The sequence below is a fragment of the Phyllobacterium sp. SYP-B3895 genome, assembly GCF_009647635.1.
Lineage (GTDB): Bacteria > Pseudomonadota > Alphaproteobacteria > Rhizobiales > Rhizobiaceae > Phyllobacterium > Phyllobacterium pellucidum.
On sequence record NZ_WJIG01000003.1, the window covers coordinates 382,401 to 398,177 of the forward strand.

The window sequence follows — 15,777 nt, forward strand, 5'->3', positions numbered from 1 at the left end:
CGTCGACGTGTCTCTCGAACCAATGTATGCCTGCGACGGGAGAAAGGATACGTACCCGGCAACAACCAACATTCCTTTTTGACGCTGCCGTTAGAGGCGGCTTCCCTGCCTACCGCCGTTGCACGTTTAATGTCCTCCGAATACGAGTGTCTGCACGGGCAGCATTAGCGCCTGCATGCGCAAAATCATGGCATGGACAAGCCCGACCGTGTCCACCACATGCAAGAACACCGATTTTCCCGTGCCAATATCTTTCGCGGCGAGCGCGTCGTGGTTGTTGGTGTAGGCGTTGGCGATGCAACTGCTGCCCGGCGGCAGGCCTTCCAACTGTCCTGGATAAAGCGCTTCGAGGAAGACGGTGAGCGTCCCGCCCTGCGCAATCTGCCCTACATCGATCAGTTGATCCGTTGGACGCAGTTGTCCCGCGGCAATGACGTCCTGGACGTCGGTCACGACCATCGGAATGATTGTAAACGGCTTGCCGATGCATGTTGCCTCGGCAATCATTCCCTTTTTCATCACCTGCGCCTCGATTTGACCAAAGCCCGCAATCAGCGCGACACGGCCGGCTTCTAGGGGGACGAGAATCCCTGCCGGCCTGATCATTGTGTTGACGACGTCGCCTGGTCGTAAAGTAAATTGCTGGACGGTGCCAGCGACACCTGCTCGAACAAGGGTCTTGTTCAACTCGACCTGCGCTTGCGCGAGGGCTGCTTCGGCACTGGCCTTTTGAGCCGGCAGCAGCGATGAAAGTCTCGTCTCAATTGTCCGCTTATTAGCGACGGCGGCGTCGAGCGCGCCTTTCCGGCCATCCGCAGTAATTTGCAAGCGCTCGACCTCTCGAACCGAGACGTCCGCCTTGCGCCGCAAAAGCTCTTGCCTGGTTGCCAACTCGTCGAGAGCCTGCTGGTACGCCCCTTGCGCCTGCTGGATGAGGCCGTCCGCCGCCGCTAGTTCGGTTTGTGCCACCGCAGTTGCGGCGGTGGCTTCATCGATTTGACGTAGTGCCGTTTCTTTTGCTGCTTCCTGTTCGGAACTATCAAGCCGAAAGAGGGGGTCACCGGCTTTGACCTTTGCGTTGAGACCGACAAACACCTCGGCTACACGGCCCGTTGTTTCGGGAAGGATAGTGACGGTGCGGAATATCGCGGTGACGTTCTTCGTTGACGGATGATAGTAGAAGATGAGGGTGATCAACGAAACCGTCAGCAACAGGCATGCGGTGATGCCCCAGCGCAGCTCGTACCAAACCGTGTACAGGTTGATGTCCCGGCCGAGGCGCTTGTCTTGCACGTAGCGACGGAAAAGATAGTCCGGAAAAACTGTGAGCATCGAACAAAGAAGTAGCTCAAACATTCTTAGATGCTCCCGCCGGGGTCTCGGATTTCAGCTGCGGTTCAGGCTCGGAAACGACGACCTCCTCCTCGCCAACCCTATCGCGCCCGGAAAGCTTTTCAAGCGACTGGGCAATCGACACCATGGGCGAGGAGAAATCCGGCAGATCGATCATCGCCAGCAACAGGCCTGCAATCCAAAAAATATGGTTGTGGGTAAAGAGGGAAATGAGTGCGAGGACGGCGACTATCTCCATTTGCACTTTTTTGCCCCGATGCGCCATGTGTTCTGGAAGGGCATGGAGTCGAAAATAGAAATTGCCGACGATCAGCACCATTGCTAGAAGGAAGACGACAACCACATTGAACAGCCAATCCGTCTGGCCGGGGGCAGTGATGAAAGCTGGTAGATGCTCGATAGCAGCAGGATGGATGTTGTCAGTCATCAGCAGCTCCCAATGAACCCCCCATTTCGGGCAGTTTAACCTGAGCCTCTACGTGCTTCGTTTGGATGTCAACGTAATTAGAAAGAACTTTGCATTGCTGCAAATCCCGACCCGCCAAACGAGCAGTGGGCCCGATTTGTTTCCAATGTTTTTCTCTTGACGCATCAGGACCAGCCCTCACGTCACCTCCTCCGACGCCTCAACCTTTGCCCTTTCGCGAAATTTTCTGTTCCATGCCGTTTGTAATGCCCTGTATCGTTCTGGGTGTGTCTCGCGCCATCGTCGGACTCGTTCCGCCTCGACGGCCCTCTTCTCCGGCGAAGACGGGTTTTTTTTCCGCCAGAGTCTCATCTTCTCGGCATTCTTGGCTTTGCGCTGGGCTTCTTTTTCGTCAACGATCTCAGTCATGGCTTTTATACCAGCAGTGGTGGTTTTGCTCTCAATTAGGTAGTAAAAGCCAACTCACTGGCATCTATGCTGTTGAAAAAGCAATCAAAGTTCCGCAAAACGAGACGCTCAGCCGCCGGTGCATGCGGACGGCACGGCCCGGCCAACGCCCACGACAGGTGCCCCTGCACGATACTCAACGTCTGTCGGCCATTCGAAAAAGTCGTTCCTTCTGGCCCCATGGGGGGCAGCTCGACCTCGGTCGCGCCGTTGACGGATACCGACGCGCGATCGCCGAGGAGACGCACTGCCAGATGCGTGCCGTCCTTGCACTTGTAGTTGCTGACGGGATAGGGATTGCCCACGCCCACCGACGCTTTAGGCGTGGATTGCTCACTGCTTACGAGCATGGTGCTGATTGCCGCGATCGATGACTAAACATGATAGTCTCCAAATTGGATCGAACGTAGATGAAACAGAGAACGATGTGAAGCAGCCGACTGAAGTATGGTCGAGGCCCGAACGCTATGGAGATACTTCCAAGCCACTGTGCCGCAAATAACCAACCCGTTCAGCCATTCCGTTTCTGCATCACTTTTCGCAATTGTGTCTCGATCGACAAAAGCTGCTCCTGATGCATAGCCAGCTAGGTGGTATCGGCAACAGCGACAATGGCCGCGAAGACTTCATCTTCGGCCCATCCCGCAGCTACGGCCTCACCGAAGAGCTCCAGTAATCTATCTTCAATCGCTCTCTGGCAGTCGCTCAGTCGATCCTTGTGGCCGGCTGGCCTGCGTGGTCTTTCGATCGCCAAGTGAAGTGCTACCATCATCCGTCACGGTACGACGTTTTTTCGCACGATCCTGGGCCAGTATCCGCTCGCGATTTTTAGCATACCATGCGTTTTGCTGCTCCCTATATTTCTCTGGGTTTGCTTCTCGCCATTATCTTGATCGCTCTGCTTCCTTTGCTTTCTGCTCGGGAGAGAGCGGTTTCTTGGCGCGCCACTGCCTCATCTTCTCGGTATTCCTGGCTTTGCGAAGCGCGTTTTCGTCAGCAGTCTCAGTCATAATATTCAGTTCTTCCTCCCACGCGCTCGGCGCGACCGTTAGGCAGGTCCTCAACCAGCATAACGTACTTCTCCGGATCGGCTTCATTGGTGGGGGCAGTTCCTCGACAACCTTCAGACCATCCCATGTAGATTCTGTATGTTACAGTAACGTACTACTTTGGCGCCGAGTAATCTGAAATGCTCCGGTAATTGCTTCGTTAACTTAATGCCAACTGCATTACTACGAACTTTCATTCACGAAAAAACATTTAATATCGGCCACTTACTCATTCTTGGTAAACGCCCAACACGGGAGTAATAAACGATGAAATTGCGCGCCTACCTCGCAGTGCTCGCCGCCAGTTGTTTTTCCGTCTTTCCCGCCGCCGCCCAGGGCGTCACCGGATCACCGGGTTCACCCAGCGCGACGTCCACGATTGATGGCCAGTCTCTTCCGGCAGCGCCGAAAGCGTTTGGTGGGACTATCAACTTGGATGCAAAGGATTCTACCCCTTGGTGGCCGCCTACCGTGGTACCGCCGAAGGGCGCGCCGAACGTATTGCTGATCATGACCGACGACGCAGGCTACGGCGTCTCCGGTACCTTCGGCGGTGTTATACCGACACCGACATTGGATCAGGTCGCCGCGAACGGGTTGCGCTACACCCAGTTCCACTCCACCGCGCTGTGCTCGCCCACCCGGGCAGCGCTGATCACCGGCCGTAACCATCACTCGGCGGGGTTCGGGGTGATTGCCGAGCAGTCGACTGGTTATCCTGGATATGATGCGATCATTGGTCCGAACAACGGCACCATCGGGAACATTCTCAAAGACCATGGCTACGCGACCTCTTGGATCGGCAAGAACCACAACACCCCGACCTACGCGCTGTCCACCTCGGGGCCATTCGACCAGTGGCCCTCTGGCATGGGTTTCGATTATTTCTACGGCTTCCAGGGCGGCGAGACCAACCAATGGACGCCCTGGCTTTTCCGCAACCACGATCAGATTTTCCCTTGGCTCGAAAACCCCAAGTACAACCTGGTGACGGGCATGGCCGACGACGCAATCGACTACTTGCGCAAGGTCAATGCCGCGACGCCGGATAAGCCTTTCTTCATGTACTATGTCCCTGGAGCCACCCACGCTCCGCATCATCCTACAAAGGAATGGATCGATAAGTTCAAAGGCAAGTTTGACATGGGTTGGAACGCCATGCGCGACCAGATTTTCGCTAACCAGAAACGGCTTGGAGTGATACCGGAGAACACACAACTGACCCCTTGGCCGGATGATCTACCGAAGTGGGATACGCTCAGCGCTGATGAAAAGAAGATGTTCGCCCGTCAGGCTGAGGTCTACGCAGCATTCGTTGCCTATGCCGATTATGAAATCGGCCGGGTTATCGACGAGGTCCGCAAGGAAGGCAAGCTCGACAATACGCTGGTCATCTACATTGAAGGTGACAACGGCACCAGCGCTGAGGGTTCGACCATCGGCACGGCCTTCGATCTGGCGGCAATCCAAGCCATCAATATGCCCGTCAAGGATCAACTGAAGTACTATGACGCCTGGGGTGATCCAACGACCGAGCCACACATGTCGGTCGCCTGGTCCTGGGCTTTTGACACGCCGTTCAAATGGACTAAGCAGATCGCCTCGCACTTCGGCGGTACGCGGCAGGGTATGGCCATGTCCTGGCCCGGACATATCACTGACGTTGGAGGCGTGCGCAGCCAGTTCCACCATGTAATTGACATCGTTCCGACGATCATGGAGGCCACCGGCATCGAAGCGCCGCAAACGATAAACGGTATCGCCCAGAAGCCGATTGAGGGTGTGAGCATGGCCTATACTTGGTCGAAAGGGGCCAAGGATGTGCCCTCTGCTCGCACGACCCAGTATTTCGAGATGTTCGGCGATCGAGCGATCTACCATGACGGCTGGATTGCCTCGACCACACCTCCTGCAGGGCCCTGGCTCATGGGGCTTGGCAAACTACCTGAGGTGATCGACGGATATAAATGGGAGCTCTATAACCTCAAGGATGACTATTCGCAGTTCAACGATGTTGCGGCCAAGGAACCTGACAAACTGCGTGACCTGGAGCAGCTCTTCTTCGTAGAGGCCGCCAAGTATCAAGTATTGCCGCTGGACAACTCCGTCGCCGCGCGTTTGATTGCGCCGCGCCCTAGCGCTACCGCCGGGCGATCCGAGTTTGTCTATTCGGGCGAGCTTTCCGGTTTGCCGGCCGCATCAGCGCCAAGTCCGCTCACGCGCTCATATACGATCACAGCCGACGTCGAGGTTCCTGAGGACGGAGGGGATGGTATGCTCGCAACGCTGGGCGGCCGGTTCGGTGGCTACGGCCTCTACCTGCTCAAAGGAAAGCCGGTCTTCACGTACAACATGCTGGCGCTGGAGCGCTTCCGATGGGCTGGCGATGCTGCGCTGACACCCGGAAAACACAGCATCGTTTTCGACTTCACGTACGATGGACCCGGGTACGGCAAGGGCGGCAAGGGTGTACTAAGTGTCGACGGTGTGCCCGTGGCTGAACAGTCGATCCCGCACACCATGCCGTTCCTGGTGACCATCGATGAATCGTTCGACGTAGGTGTCGACACTCGTACGTCGGTCGACGACAACGACTACCAGGTTCCGTTCCGCTTTACTGGCACGCTCGATAAGCTGACGGTCAAAGTCGGGCCGCCGCAGATTTAGGCGGCACCTTGCGGTGGTTGCGCGAGATATCGTATTCGCGCCGCCAAGTAAGTGGATTCTATTTGGGCCAAGCGCGGCCATTGCCAGCTCGCGTTTACGATACATTCGCGTCGTAATGTTCTCGACGTAGGCGCAAAAGTCATGATGAAGCTCATCGCCGCCGATGACCGTACGTTTCGAAGTGATGCGCATCGCCATTCGGGACAAGGCCTGAAAACACCAGCAAGCCTACACCTTGGAGCCTTAATCGCATTTGACGATAGATGGCCGTGCAGCGGATTATGCCGTGTTTCTTGCAGTTAACGAAAGGGGACTTCGCGGCCGCCAACGGCTCTTTTTTGCGGTCCCCGGGCGTGAGCCATTCCCCGCACCACTCAGCTTGAAATACCTCGGCATTTTCGTGGCTTGAAAAACAATAGACGCTGTAGTGGGCGGTTTCTTCATCGAAATAAAAATGATGGCCGAGGGCAGATGCGCCGAGCTGTGCGGCTTGGCCACTGATGGCCAGAGATGCTTTCGCATCCTGGCATCGTTCTTCAGCATGACCTGATGGGGATAGTAGCGGTCGACCATAGTTTTGGTCAGCGCGCCGCGGCTTCGGCTCATTGAGGCGTCCTTTCAGATGCCGGGCTCGCCCATCCCGAACAGGGTTTTAAGAGTTTCAAACTGTGCTAGGAACGGTCGTCGCTGCCGAACGTGTTCTATAAACGTTCTCGTTGGTTAGCGAAGTCAATATGCCCTAGTTCAAGTTATTGCTTCCCTTTATCGCAATGACAGATGAAAGGGCCGTCCTACCTAGCCATTCGGCTAGCTGGTGGAGCGGCGACGATGGAAATAAAATGGTGAGGTTTTGGTGGGCACAAGCGTCACCAGACTGGACTTGGTCATGACGACGCCTATCCTTGGTGTTCAACTGATTACGCTGTTCGAGTTTGCAGCCTCAATTGCTATCATCTGCATAATATTCGCTCGATATATCAAGCGAAGTTTCAAGACCAAGGGCGAGCAGGCAATTTACGACGATGTGCTGATTCCTTTCCAGGTAGGAGCGTGGGCCACACTCATTTTGATCGCAGTAACGTATCCATCGCTCGACCGGCTGGATGCCAAGCAGGTTGCGGTAGTAGAGTTCTTGCTCCTTATTCAGACCCCGCTGTATACGCTTCTGTTGATCGGCCGATATTTCTCAGGCTTACTTCACAGGACGATCGAACTTATCGAGTTCACTATTGAACGAGGCACCAGCGAGAAGGCCGTTCTTGTTGCTCATCTTTCGGACGCCCACATACCCGAGCAGACTACGATAGAGGGGGAAATAGATTGCAGACAGGCATTAGAGGCATGCTCAAAAGCCCTTTCCTGGGCAATGCCCCGGTGCCATTTCTTGTGCCTGACCGGCGACGTGACCGATACTGGATCAGAAACTGAGTGGCACCATTTCGACGAGATGTGCAGGGCGAACGCAATCGACAGAGAGAGACTTCTGATAGTCCCCGGCAATCATGACATCAGCCTCGAAACTGGTGTCAGCCCCATCATGCGAAATATAACAGAAGATTTCGAAAAGCGTTGCTTCAACTATATACGAACCGTAATCGTCAATTGCCCAGATTCCTGGGAATTTATCCATAACGGAAAGAGGTTTCTAATCAAAAAATACTTCGAAAAGCCCTTCAGTGATTACATACCGTCTTACAGAACGTATCCTCCCGAGGTGTCAATACTTCCAGCGAAGCCGGTAAGCAATTGGTATCTGCATGCGCCAAAAATTCTGCTTCAGTATGCAACAAAATTTGGAACCGCGGGATTTGCGTGGCCAACAGAGGATAGCCCTCTGATGTCTGATCTAATGAAGATACTATTTCCAATAGTCTTTTTTGAAAATGAAAACTATCTCATCGTCGGCTTGAATTCCAATACGGAAGGGGCCTTCGGTGTAACAGATGGTGCGTTTGGCGCCTTGGGTAGCGACCAGCTGAGAAGACTAAAGTTGCTTCTCGGGTCGGCCGGCACGAAGCAGGTACTAGTTTTAGTGCATCACCACGTCGGAATGCCCAGGCGGATCAAGGCGAAGTTTGGAAAGAAAGCGTATCAGTTAAAATTTCTGCAACTGACCGATGCCCGCAAGCTGCTTAGAGTTCTCGCGCCATGCAACGCAACTATCTTCCACGGCCACAAGCACGTGGCGTATGCAGCAAAGTTCGAGAAAACTATCATTATATCAGCTGGATCGCTTTGCTATGGAGACATTGCCGGAGGTCGTGATTCCGCAGCTATCTACTCGATGTCGCATGACGGCCATGTCTACCTTGCTGGAAGCAACGCTATCAAAGCTGATTCACTTATACCACCAACTTCATTTGCCGCAACAATGACTGAAAGTTCGCTTAGAGCGACGTGATGACCCAGCTGGAGATTCGTTTCCTCGGCTGAACGCTGGCTTGAATATTGAAATCTTGGAGAGCTGGTTGAACTGTGATACCATCCAACAAGCATTTTCTCACGTACATACTCGAAGGCTAAAAATTTTCTCTTCAACTAGGAGAAGGTTGTGCTTTACGTTTATTTGGATGCATTTCACTGTCACCAAGAAACTAACGACGGAGTCTCGGCATCAGACGAACCCTATATTATCGTTGCGTCTATCGACTTGGCTGCAACCGTAGCGATAGGCGGTTTTTCGGCACCTATTCCAGCCTCACGCACCTTCCGGTACGGACCCTTTAGAAACGTTGATGCTAAAGAAACAAAGTATCAATTCTTCCATCCATTCTGGGGCTTGTTTGGCGAAGGCCCACTTCAAAATCCGACCAATGCCATTTTCATTGTCAGCTTGATGGAGAGTGATGACGGTAACGCAGAAGCACTGCGGGGGCTAATCGCCCAAGCAGTAAATAGCGCTCTATTTGCGAGCCTCAATGTCACCGACCCACAGACGAGGGCTAATCTGGTGCTTCAGGCTGTGGATGCTGCAATGAATATTCCGACGGGCTTTCCCGATGTCGATGATAAAATCGGCGGACCGCAACAATTGAGATTTTCAGCAGCCGATATTGCACTGGCAGAAACCGGAAATGCTGCTCAGGTGAACCTCCGATTTGTGGGGGATGGTGGACACTCCACCCTTATGTTTAAAGCGCGGAACCGGGGTCAAAATGCTTGGCGCCACTGCGGCAAATGCCGAAGCCTTTTCTTCGACGGATTTCAGGCTAAGGGGTATGCCCTGCGGGCGGCGCGCACATGGCAGCTGGCTGGACTTTCTATTTGCCTCACGAACACGCGGGGCCAATGGGAGGTCAACCCGACTGGCGCTTTTGTGACCGCTGTTTTTCAATGTTTTGGGCAGGCGACCAGCAGAACCAAGGGCAATGCCCCGCCGGAGGATCGCACCATGCTCAGGGGTACAATTTTTACCTTCCGCATGACCACAGCGGAGAGGGCCAACCCGATTGGCGGTTCTGCAATAAATGTCGTTCTATGTTTTGGAGTGGCCAACCTAACAAAGGCGTATGTTCTACTGGAGGGGGGCACAATGAGCAGGGCTTCAATTTTAAACTCGACTACGAGTCGTGATGCAGCCCGAGCCCGGATGATCTAGTTAGAACTAGCAGCAGCTCGATTTTCAGGATGGGTTCAAGTGGAACGAGTTAGTCCGCCACAAGCCCGGTAAAGTCGACTGGCCGAACCCCAACCTCGATGTTGCCTACTCGGAGGCGTGGCTCGCCGTCGACGAGTCGAGTTGCACGATCGCCACAGTCCCGGAGGTGAACGACAGGTACTTTACGGTACAACTCTTGAACGGATGGGGCGAGATGCTCGCCAACATCAACGAGCGGGTGTTTCCCAACAAGTCTTCCGGCGACTTCGCAATCTCTCTCAAGGATGCCAAAGTAGCCTACCGGACGACATCACCGCCAAGATCGACATTCCTGTCAAACAGGCGCGAGTTCTTGTCCGCGTCGCGCTTGGAGATAAGTGGGACAAGGCTGTCAAATACCAGCAGTAGTTCAAGTTCGCGCCGACCGGATCGCCGAAGTTCCCGGAAATTCCTGAGACGCCGATCTTCGAGCTCGAGGCGCTGCCCGGTGTTGAAGCTTTCGAGGCGGCCGCAGTTGCACTCCACAGCGAACCAGATTCAAATCCCGGTCTGGAGACACTGGCAGAAACTGCCCGATCCATCGGGGCCGCCGTAAAGGACCCAAACGAGCGTGCCCGTGTGTCCGCAATGGGCCATTAGCGGTCAACTGTCTCAATAGAAACGGGTTGCAAATTTTAGGCAGAACTGAGGCCTACGTCGCCGCAGATCGGCGTACTTCAAGTTCCAAAGTGGTGCATATGTCTGGTACACAACCGTAACAAAAATTCCAATAAGTAGTTGTTTTTATTATATAAAAATTATTCGAGTTAGTTCCCGCTTAACTCCACCGGCCCTATGGAAGTTCAACAAACAGGCCAGGGCAAACCAGTTCCGGACATGCTTCCGCTTTACAACGAGCTTCTCGAAAACCCAATATTGCCGACAGGGCGTTGATTCTAGCGGTGCCCCATTTCGTTGTCGAACAAACTGGGGCGTTAAGAGATGGTTATAAAATCAGTTGCTGGTACATTGTGGCGCCCGACGGACGGTCAGAGCATAAGTAGCGCACCAGATACGAAGCCCTTGAAGCTACCCAACCGCATTTACAATTACAATCTTATCACCGCCTTGTCGTTTGACGCCGTTCGCCAAATAAATGGGTTAATGCCGGAAAACCCATTTCCTGTTAGCGAGATCGCGGCTCAAAGGATGCCGGAATCGTGCGTTAATGAAACGCTCGTTCAAGACGAGGCTGAATCTTCCCAGACCCTTTTAAGCGATCTAAGCTGCATGACACGAACGCAGCTCAGGGAAAAATATGGGAAGACGTATAGCTCCTGGAATAATACCAAGCAAAGGGTGCGAAAGGAGGGGTATGTTCTTAATTCAGCGTTCGATGAGTTTCCGGACTTTCTCAGGATTGTGGGACCATGTCCGGGCGACGATTACACACTTGATCGCATTGACCCAAACGATCGCGAGTATGGACCGGGGAAGGTCCGCTGGCTCGACAAGAAAGGTCAAGCGAACAACAGGAAGCGGACCATTTACCTCACCCCCAGGGGCGAGACTAAGCCGCTGAGTGTATGGGCACGCGAGACCCAACAAAATCCCGACACGTTGCGTCAAAGGCGAAAAAAGGGGTGGAGCGACGAGGAAGTCGTTTTCGGGAGGCGTCCTAGTCTCTCATTTGGCAATACTCCTTGGGAGTATAGGCCCTGGAGAGGAGGTCCAAGGGAGTCGGGGGCGGAGGAAGCGTATCAAAAAATGGGCGACAAAAACGAATTCCCAATCGCTTATGCTCTGCGGGTTTGTAAAACGGCGATCGATCCTTGGGAGGATTTTGTCGAACGGAATTGGGGCGAGAGCGATAGGTTAGATGACGAACCTCATCCCGAAGTCGTATCTGCGAATCGTTTTCTTTCTCTTATTCAACCCATGAGAGAAGCTCTTCTAACGTTGTATGGTGCTCAAAAGCTCCAATTGCGGGGTTTTAGGATGCCGGACAATTGGTGCGGTCCCTACCGGCATAGAGAGCCCACAAGGTATCGGAGGTAGGCTTGGTCCGTTTCCTCGTGGTCGTATGGAATCAAAGGCGCCAGATTTTTTGAACCCGGTTGCAAAATAATGCATTGGCGGCGTCGCGCGGACTTGTTCGGTTCTTTGCTGACCTTAGCCGTTTGATTCTTGTATGCGCAGAGGGCGGCAACGAGCGAACGGCCCCCATTTTTTGAAACCGGGTTGCAAAGCTCCCATTCCTTGGGTTCCAACATCTGTTCCAACGTTGACCCCATATGTTATTGTTTTTATTGCGTAATTGCCAGTGCAGTGGGTTTCCCTCCGGGCCCACCATTTTCTTCCAAACACTCCCAGATCGACCGGTGGCCGTGGCCTCAAGGGCCTCCGACCACCGCTCGACCTTTGTCCATTGATCAGTGAACAACCACCATCTTCGCAGCGTGGAATTCATCGGATTCACCGTTGCCGAAGGACGTATTATAAGGGTCCTGACCCTTCCAGGTGATGCGCACCTTCTCGCCCGCGGCGATGCCGCGGAAATCGGCATTTGCCGGCAACTGGTACTTCGTACCCGTCGTCAGCTGCACCGTCCTTGATTGCGGGCTGACCCATTCGATCGTCCCTGTCGTGCTGAACATATCGGGGCTGTGCATGGCCCGAACCGATTTCACCGTGGAGGTGTAGGTGCGTTGTCCCTGGGCTGAGGCTAGGCCTGCCGTCAATGCGAGCGCAGAGATTACCAGAAGCAACTTCTTCATCATTTATCTCCTCCTGATCTATGCCGGACGAGACCGAGAAGAGCCGTTGCCAATTGTTCAAGACAAGGACCCGTTTCGTCCCGTCCCCATACCGGCACCCACCGTGCCGGCTAGAGGACGTTACGCCCTAAAACGTCATGAAAACAATGAATTACGTGTAATGTTGTTCAACTTCTCTTGAGCAAAATATGACCGAAGTTCACGGTCCGATGAGGCTGTCTGCCGGAGCGTACATGCGGGGCGCAAATGCGCTTTTGCAGCATTTTGTTACTGTTACGTACTTTGGTTATCGTCGGGGATCGTTAGGTTCGGCATGTTATCTGCGCCGGTTTCGGCGCGGACAGGAAACGTTGGAAAAAGGGTAGCAAGATGCAGGTTTCAACCAGGTCTATTTCATTACGCACTTTGATTTTAGCTTCATCGATTGCAATCTTTCCGGTCGCCTCCTTCGCCCAGTCGCCGGCTGTTCCGGAGATCAGCAAGGAAATCCCCAAGGGCCCGATATCCGGCACGACCCTTCCGAAAGCCTATGTGCGGGACATGGCGCGCATCGCCTATCTCTGGGGCTGGCCGATGGTCAACATGCACAATCGCCAGATGGTATTTTCCAAGGTGCCGGAGAATGGCCTTGGCGATGGCATCCTGCCTGTCGGACCGCTCGGCCGCGTGACGATGCTGACCGATTACATCAAGCCCGAGGAACGCGGCGTCGCCACGCCCAACCAGGACGTCGTCTACGGCTTCGGTATCTTTGCGCTTGAAAAGGAACCGATCGTTTTTCAGGTGCCGGATTTCGGCGACCGCTTCTGGGTCTACCAGCTTGGAAACCAACGCACCGACACCATCGGCGGCATGGGCAAGCTCTATGGCAGCAAGCCCGGCTTCTACATGATCGTCGGGCCGGAATGGAAAGGCGACGTGCCTACAGGAATTTCCGGCGTCTTCCGCTCGCCGACGAATCTCGCCTACATCATTCCGCGCGCATTTCTCGACGACACCAAGGAAGATCGTGCCGCGATCCAACCTCTCATCAGCCAGATCATGACCTATCCGCTCAGCGAATTCGACGGCAAGATGAAGACCAAGGACTGGAGCAAGATACCGGTGCTTGCCGATCCTGCCGGCGGCAAGGCGGGAGCCGGCGGCGAGACGCAGTGGGTCAAGCCCGAACTCTTCTTCGAGGAGCTGCCGCTGATCCTCAAGGAAGTGCCGCCGCAGCCAGGCGAAGAGGCGCTTTACGCCTGGTTCGGTTCGTTGCTCGAGGCCGCGTCGAAGAATCCGGAGGTGGCAGCTACGCTGAAGGAGACTGCGATCGAGACCGAAAAGGAATTGATGAAGCAGATCCACAGCTATTCCTATGCCGGCGTGCCGGTTGGCAATGACTGGGTCGCGCCGATGAACGGCGCCGAGTTCGGCACTGACTACTTCAGCCGCGCTGCAGCCGCCAAGGCCAATATCTTCGTCAATCCCCGGCGCGAATCCGCCTATTTCGGCCAGGAATATGATTCGCAGAAGAAACGTCTCAACGGCGAGCATGCCTACACCGTGACCTTCCCCAAGGGTCAGCTCCCGCCCGTTGACGGGTTCTGGTCGCTGACGCTGTACGATGCCGAGCACTTCTTCGCACCCAACGAGATCAACCGCTTCTCGCTCGGCACCAAGAACAAGGATCTCGTCTATGGCGAAGACGGTTCGCTGACGATCTATGTCCAGCATGGCAAGCCCGCAGGCGACAAGGCTGCCAATTGGTTGCCGGCGCCGAAGGGCGATTTCGAACTCTTTATCCGTGCCTATTCGCCGAAGGCCGAAATCATGGACAATAGCTGGTCGCCGCCACCGGTGCTCAAGGCAAAATGAATTTGAAGACAGGACTATGATTACAACATCGCCGGACAAAAAATATTGAACGGCATAATTTGAGGTACGACCATGGTTTCAAAACAGGGCCTACATTTAATATCCCGCCGCAACCTCATGCTCGGCGGCGGCGCGCTCGCGGCGCTGCAGGCGCTGCCGCAATCGGCAGAAGCAGAGGTTGTTTCCCCCCTCGTCGAACAGCTGGATCACGGCGCCTGGCCGAGTGACGCAACGGTCAAGAAGCTCTACGAGGATCTGCTCACGCAGCGTGCCATCCAGTCCTACATGCTCACTTTGCCGACACTCAATGTCATCGGCATGCGCGATGGTTCGGAGGCGACCTTCGGCAAAGGTTATAACGTGCTGCCGATCTGGAAGGATCGCATGAACGCCAAGACGCTGGTGCCGACGCCGAACTGCGATGTCGTCTATTCGATGAGCTATCTCAACCTGAAGGAGACAGGTCCACTCGTCGTCTACGCGCCGCCAAACGTCATCGGCATGTTCACGGATTTCTTCCAGCGCACATTGACCGATGTCGGTGCGGCGGGACCGGACAAGGCCGGGGGCGGGCTCTATCTGCTCCTGCCGCCCGATTACAATGACCAGGTTCCGGGAGGCTATTTCGCCTTCCGCTCGCGCACGTACAATGTGTTCCTGTTCTTCCGCACGGTGCTTGCGCCTGGCCCTGATGGTCCGGACACGACCGTCGCGGTGGCGACGGCCGAGAGAACACGGGTCTACCCGCTCTACAGTCTCGAGCGCAACCGTCCGCGCATGGAGTTTCCGAATGCGTCGCCGGTACGCGTCAACATGATGTATCCGACTGATTTCGCCTATTGGGAAAAACTGAAGGCCTTCATCGATTACGAGCCGGCCGAAAGCCTCGATCCGGTGACGCGCGGTATGCTCGCAAGCATCGGCATCATCAAGGGCCAGCCCTTCGCGCCGGATGCAAGGCGCAAGGAAATATTGACCAATGCGGTCGAGACCGCGGCGCGCACGATTTTCGCGCTGCGCATCACGCCTGAAGGGCTCCCCAATGCGCCCTACTACTCGGACCGGCATTATGTGAATGGCTGGGGCGGCGTCGATGACGCCTTCTTCGGCTCGAGCTATCAATCGCTTGATAGCCGCGCCGCCTATTTCCAGGCGGCCTATTCCTCGGCACCGGCCATGGTGGCGGATATTGTCGGGCTCGGCTCGAAATATCCGATCGCGTTCCGCGACGCGAAGGGCGAGCTTTTGGAGGGTAGCCGCAGTTATCGCCTGCGGCTGCCACCGAAGATCCCGGCGCATCTCTATTGGGCGGTGACAGTCTATAACCCCCATGATGGCACCATGCCAGAAACGAGCCAGGCCTTTCCGTCGCGCAACCAGTTCGACAAGGTAGAGACCAACCCCGATGGGTCGGTCGAACTCTATCTTGGACCGACGAAACCGGCGCAGGCGCCGGAACGCAACTGGATCCAGACCCTGGAAAAGCGTGCGTTTCTTGTCGCCGTGCGGCTCTACGGGACGGACCAGACGTTCTACGACCAGACGTGGAAGCCTGACGATCTGGTTCCATTGTAAGGCGGGCGAGCCGCGCGGACATTCAAACCTTGAACGTTCCGCGCGGCC

At 55.0% G+C, this 15,777-nt stretch carries 10 protein-coding genes and 1 pseudogene; 6 read left to right on the forward strand and 5 right to left on the reverse strand.

Annotated elements, in window-relative coordinates; translation table 11 throughout:
- Window positions 1–126: 126 nt before the first annotated feature.
- The 4 genes from GF108_RS14440 to GF108_RS14455 form a co-directional block, all read right to left on the reverse strand.
- Entirely contained in the window at window positions 127–1,356 is a 1,230-nt protein-coding gene (locus GF108_RS14440; protein ID WP_153668527.1) for an HlyD family secretion protein, read from the reverse strand.
- Window positions 1,349–1,780, reverse strand: coding sequence for a hypothetical protein (locus tag GF108_RS14445; RefSeq protein WP_246663961.1), 432 nt, complete (start codon window positions 1,778–1,780; stop codon window positions 1,349–1,351). The genes GF108_RS14440 and GF108_RS14445 overlap by 8 nt, the downstream gene beginning before the upstream one ends.
- Before the next feature lie 177 nt (window positions 1,781–1,957).
- On the reverse strand, window positions 1,958–2,188 hold the full coding sequence (locus GF108_RS14450; protein ID WP_153668529.1) for a hypothetical protein: 231 nt from the start codon (window positions 2,186–2,188) through the stop codon (window positions 1,958–1,960).
- A gap of 35 nt (window positions 2,189–2,223) precedes the next feature.
- The gene (locus GF108_RS14455; protein ID WP_153668531.1) at window positions 2,224–2,577 is read right to left on the reverse strand and encodes a hypothetical protein; all 354 of its coding nucleotides are present in this window, start codon (window positions 2,575–2,577) and stop codon (window positions 2,224–2,226) included.
- 966 nt (window positions 2,578–3,543) lie between these two features.
- Between GF108_RS14455 and GF108_RS14460 the strand changes: the two genes are divergently transcribed.
- The 4 genes and pseudogenes from GF108_RS14460 to GF108_RS22735 all read left to right on the forward strand — a co-directional run.
- Entirely contained in the window at window positions 3,544–5,943 is a 2,400-nt protein-coding gene (locus tag GF108_RS14460; protein ID WP_153668533.1) for an arylsulfatase, read from the forward strand.
- An 886-nt stretch (window positions 5,944–6,829) separates the two neighbouring features.
- On the forward strand, window positions 6,830–8,344 hold the full coding sequence (locus GF108_RS14465; RefSeq protein WP_153668535.1) for a metallophosphoesterase: 1,515 nt from the start codon (window positions 6,830–6,832) through the stop codon (window positions 8,342–8,344).
- A gap of 150 nt (window positions 8,345–8,494) precedes the next feature.
- A complete protein-coding gene (locus GF108_RS14470) occupies window positions 8,495–9,541 on the forward strand; it encodes a hypothetical protein (protein WP_153668537.1) in 1,047 nt (348 codons plus the stop codon).
- A 124-nt stretch (window positions 9,542–9,665) separates the two neighbouring features.
- A pseudogene (locus GF108_RS22735) lies at window positions 9,666–10,136 on the forward strand (hypothetical protein); the annotation flags it as partial.
- Between the two features lie 1,816 nt (window positions 10,137–11,952).
- Here GF108_RS22735 and GF108_RS14480 read toward each other — a convergent pair.
- Window positions 11,953–12,300 carry a DUF1344 domain-containing protein gene (locus GF108_RS14480; protein WP_153668539.1) on the reverse strand — a complete coding sequence of 116 codons (348 nt, stop codon included), beginning with the start codon at window positions 12,298–12,300 and terminating at the stop codon, window positions 11,953–11,955.
- Window positions 12,301–12,702: 402 nt separating this feature from the next.
- On the opposite strand from GF108_RS14480, the gene GF108_RS14485 reads away from it, so the two are divergent.
- A complete protein-coding gene (locus GF108_RS14485) occupies window positions 12,703–14,154 on the forward strand; it encodes a DUF1254 domain-containing protein (RefSeq protein WP_246663963.1) in 1,452 nt (483 codons plus the stop codon).
- Window positions 14,155–14,271: 117 nt separating this feature from the next.
- On the forward strand, window positions 14,272–15,729 hold the full coding sequence (locus GF108_RS14490; protein ID WP_153669461.1) for a DUF1254 domain-containing protein: 1,458 nt from the start codon (window positions 14,272–14,274) through the stop codon (window positions 15,727–15,729).
- Window positions 15,730–15,777: the final 48 nt, after the last annotated feature.

What these genes read in the sequence shown, in the direction of transcription:
- GF108_RS14455 (WP_153668531.1), bottom strand. Translation starts at nt 2,577, where the DNA reads ATGCTCGTAAGCAGTGAGCAATCCACGCCTAAAGCGTCGGTGGGCGTG.
- GF108_RS14440 (WP_153668527.1), bottom strand. Translation starts at nt 1,356, where the DNA reads ATGTTTGAGCTACTTCTTTGTTCGATGCTCACAGTTTTTCCGGACTAT.
- GF108_RS14490 (WP_153669461.1), top strand. Translation starts at nt 14,272, where the DNA reads ATGCTCGGCGGCGGCGCGCTCGCGGCGCTGCAGGCGCTGCCGCAATCG.
- GF108_RS14465 (WP_153668535.1), top strand. Translation starts at nt 6,830, where the DNA reads ATGACGACGCCTATCCTTGGTGTTCAACTGATTACGCTGTTCGAGTTT.
- GF108_RS14480 (WP_153668539.1), bottom strand. Translation starts at nt 12,300, where the DNA reads ATGATGAAGAAGTTGCTTCTGGTAATCTCTGCGCTCGCATTGACGGCA.
- GF108_RS14450 (WP_153668529.1), bottom strand. Translation starts at nt 2,188, where the DNA reads ATGACTGAGATCGTTGACGAAAAAGAAGCCCAGCGCAAAGCCAAGAAT.
- GF108_RS14460 (WP_153668533.1), top strand. Translation starts at nt 3,544, where the DNA reads ATGAAATTGCGCGCCTACCTCGCAGTGCTCGCCGCCAGTTGTTTTTCC.
- GF108_RS14445 (WP_246663961.1), bottom strand. Translation starts at nt 1,780, where the DNA reads ATGACTGACAACATCCATCCTGCTGCTATCGAGCATCTACCAGCTTTC.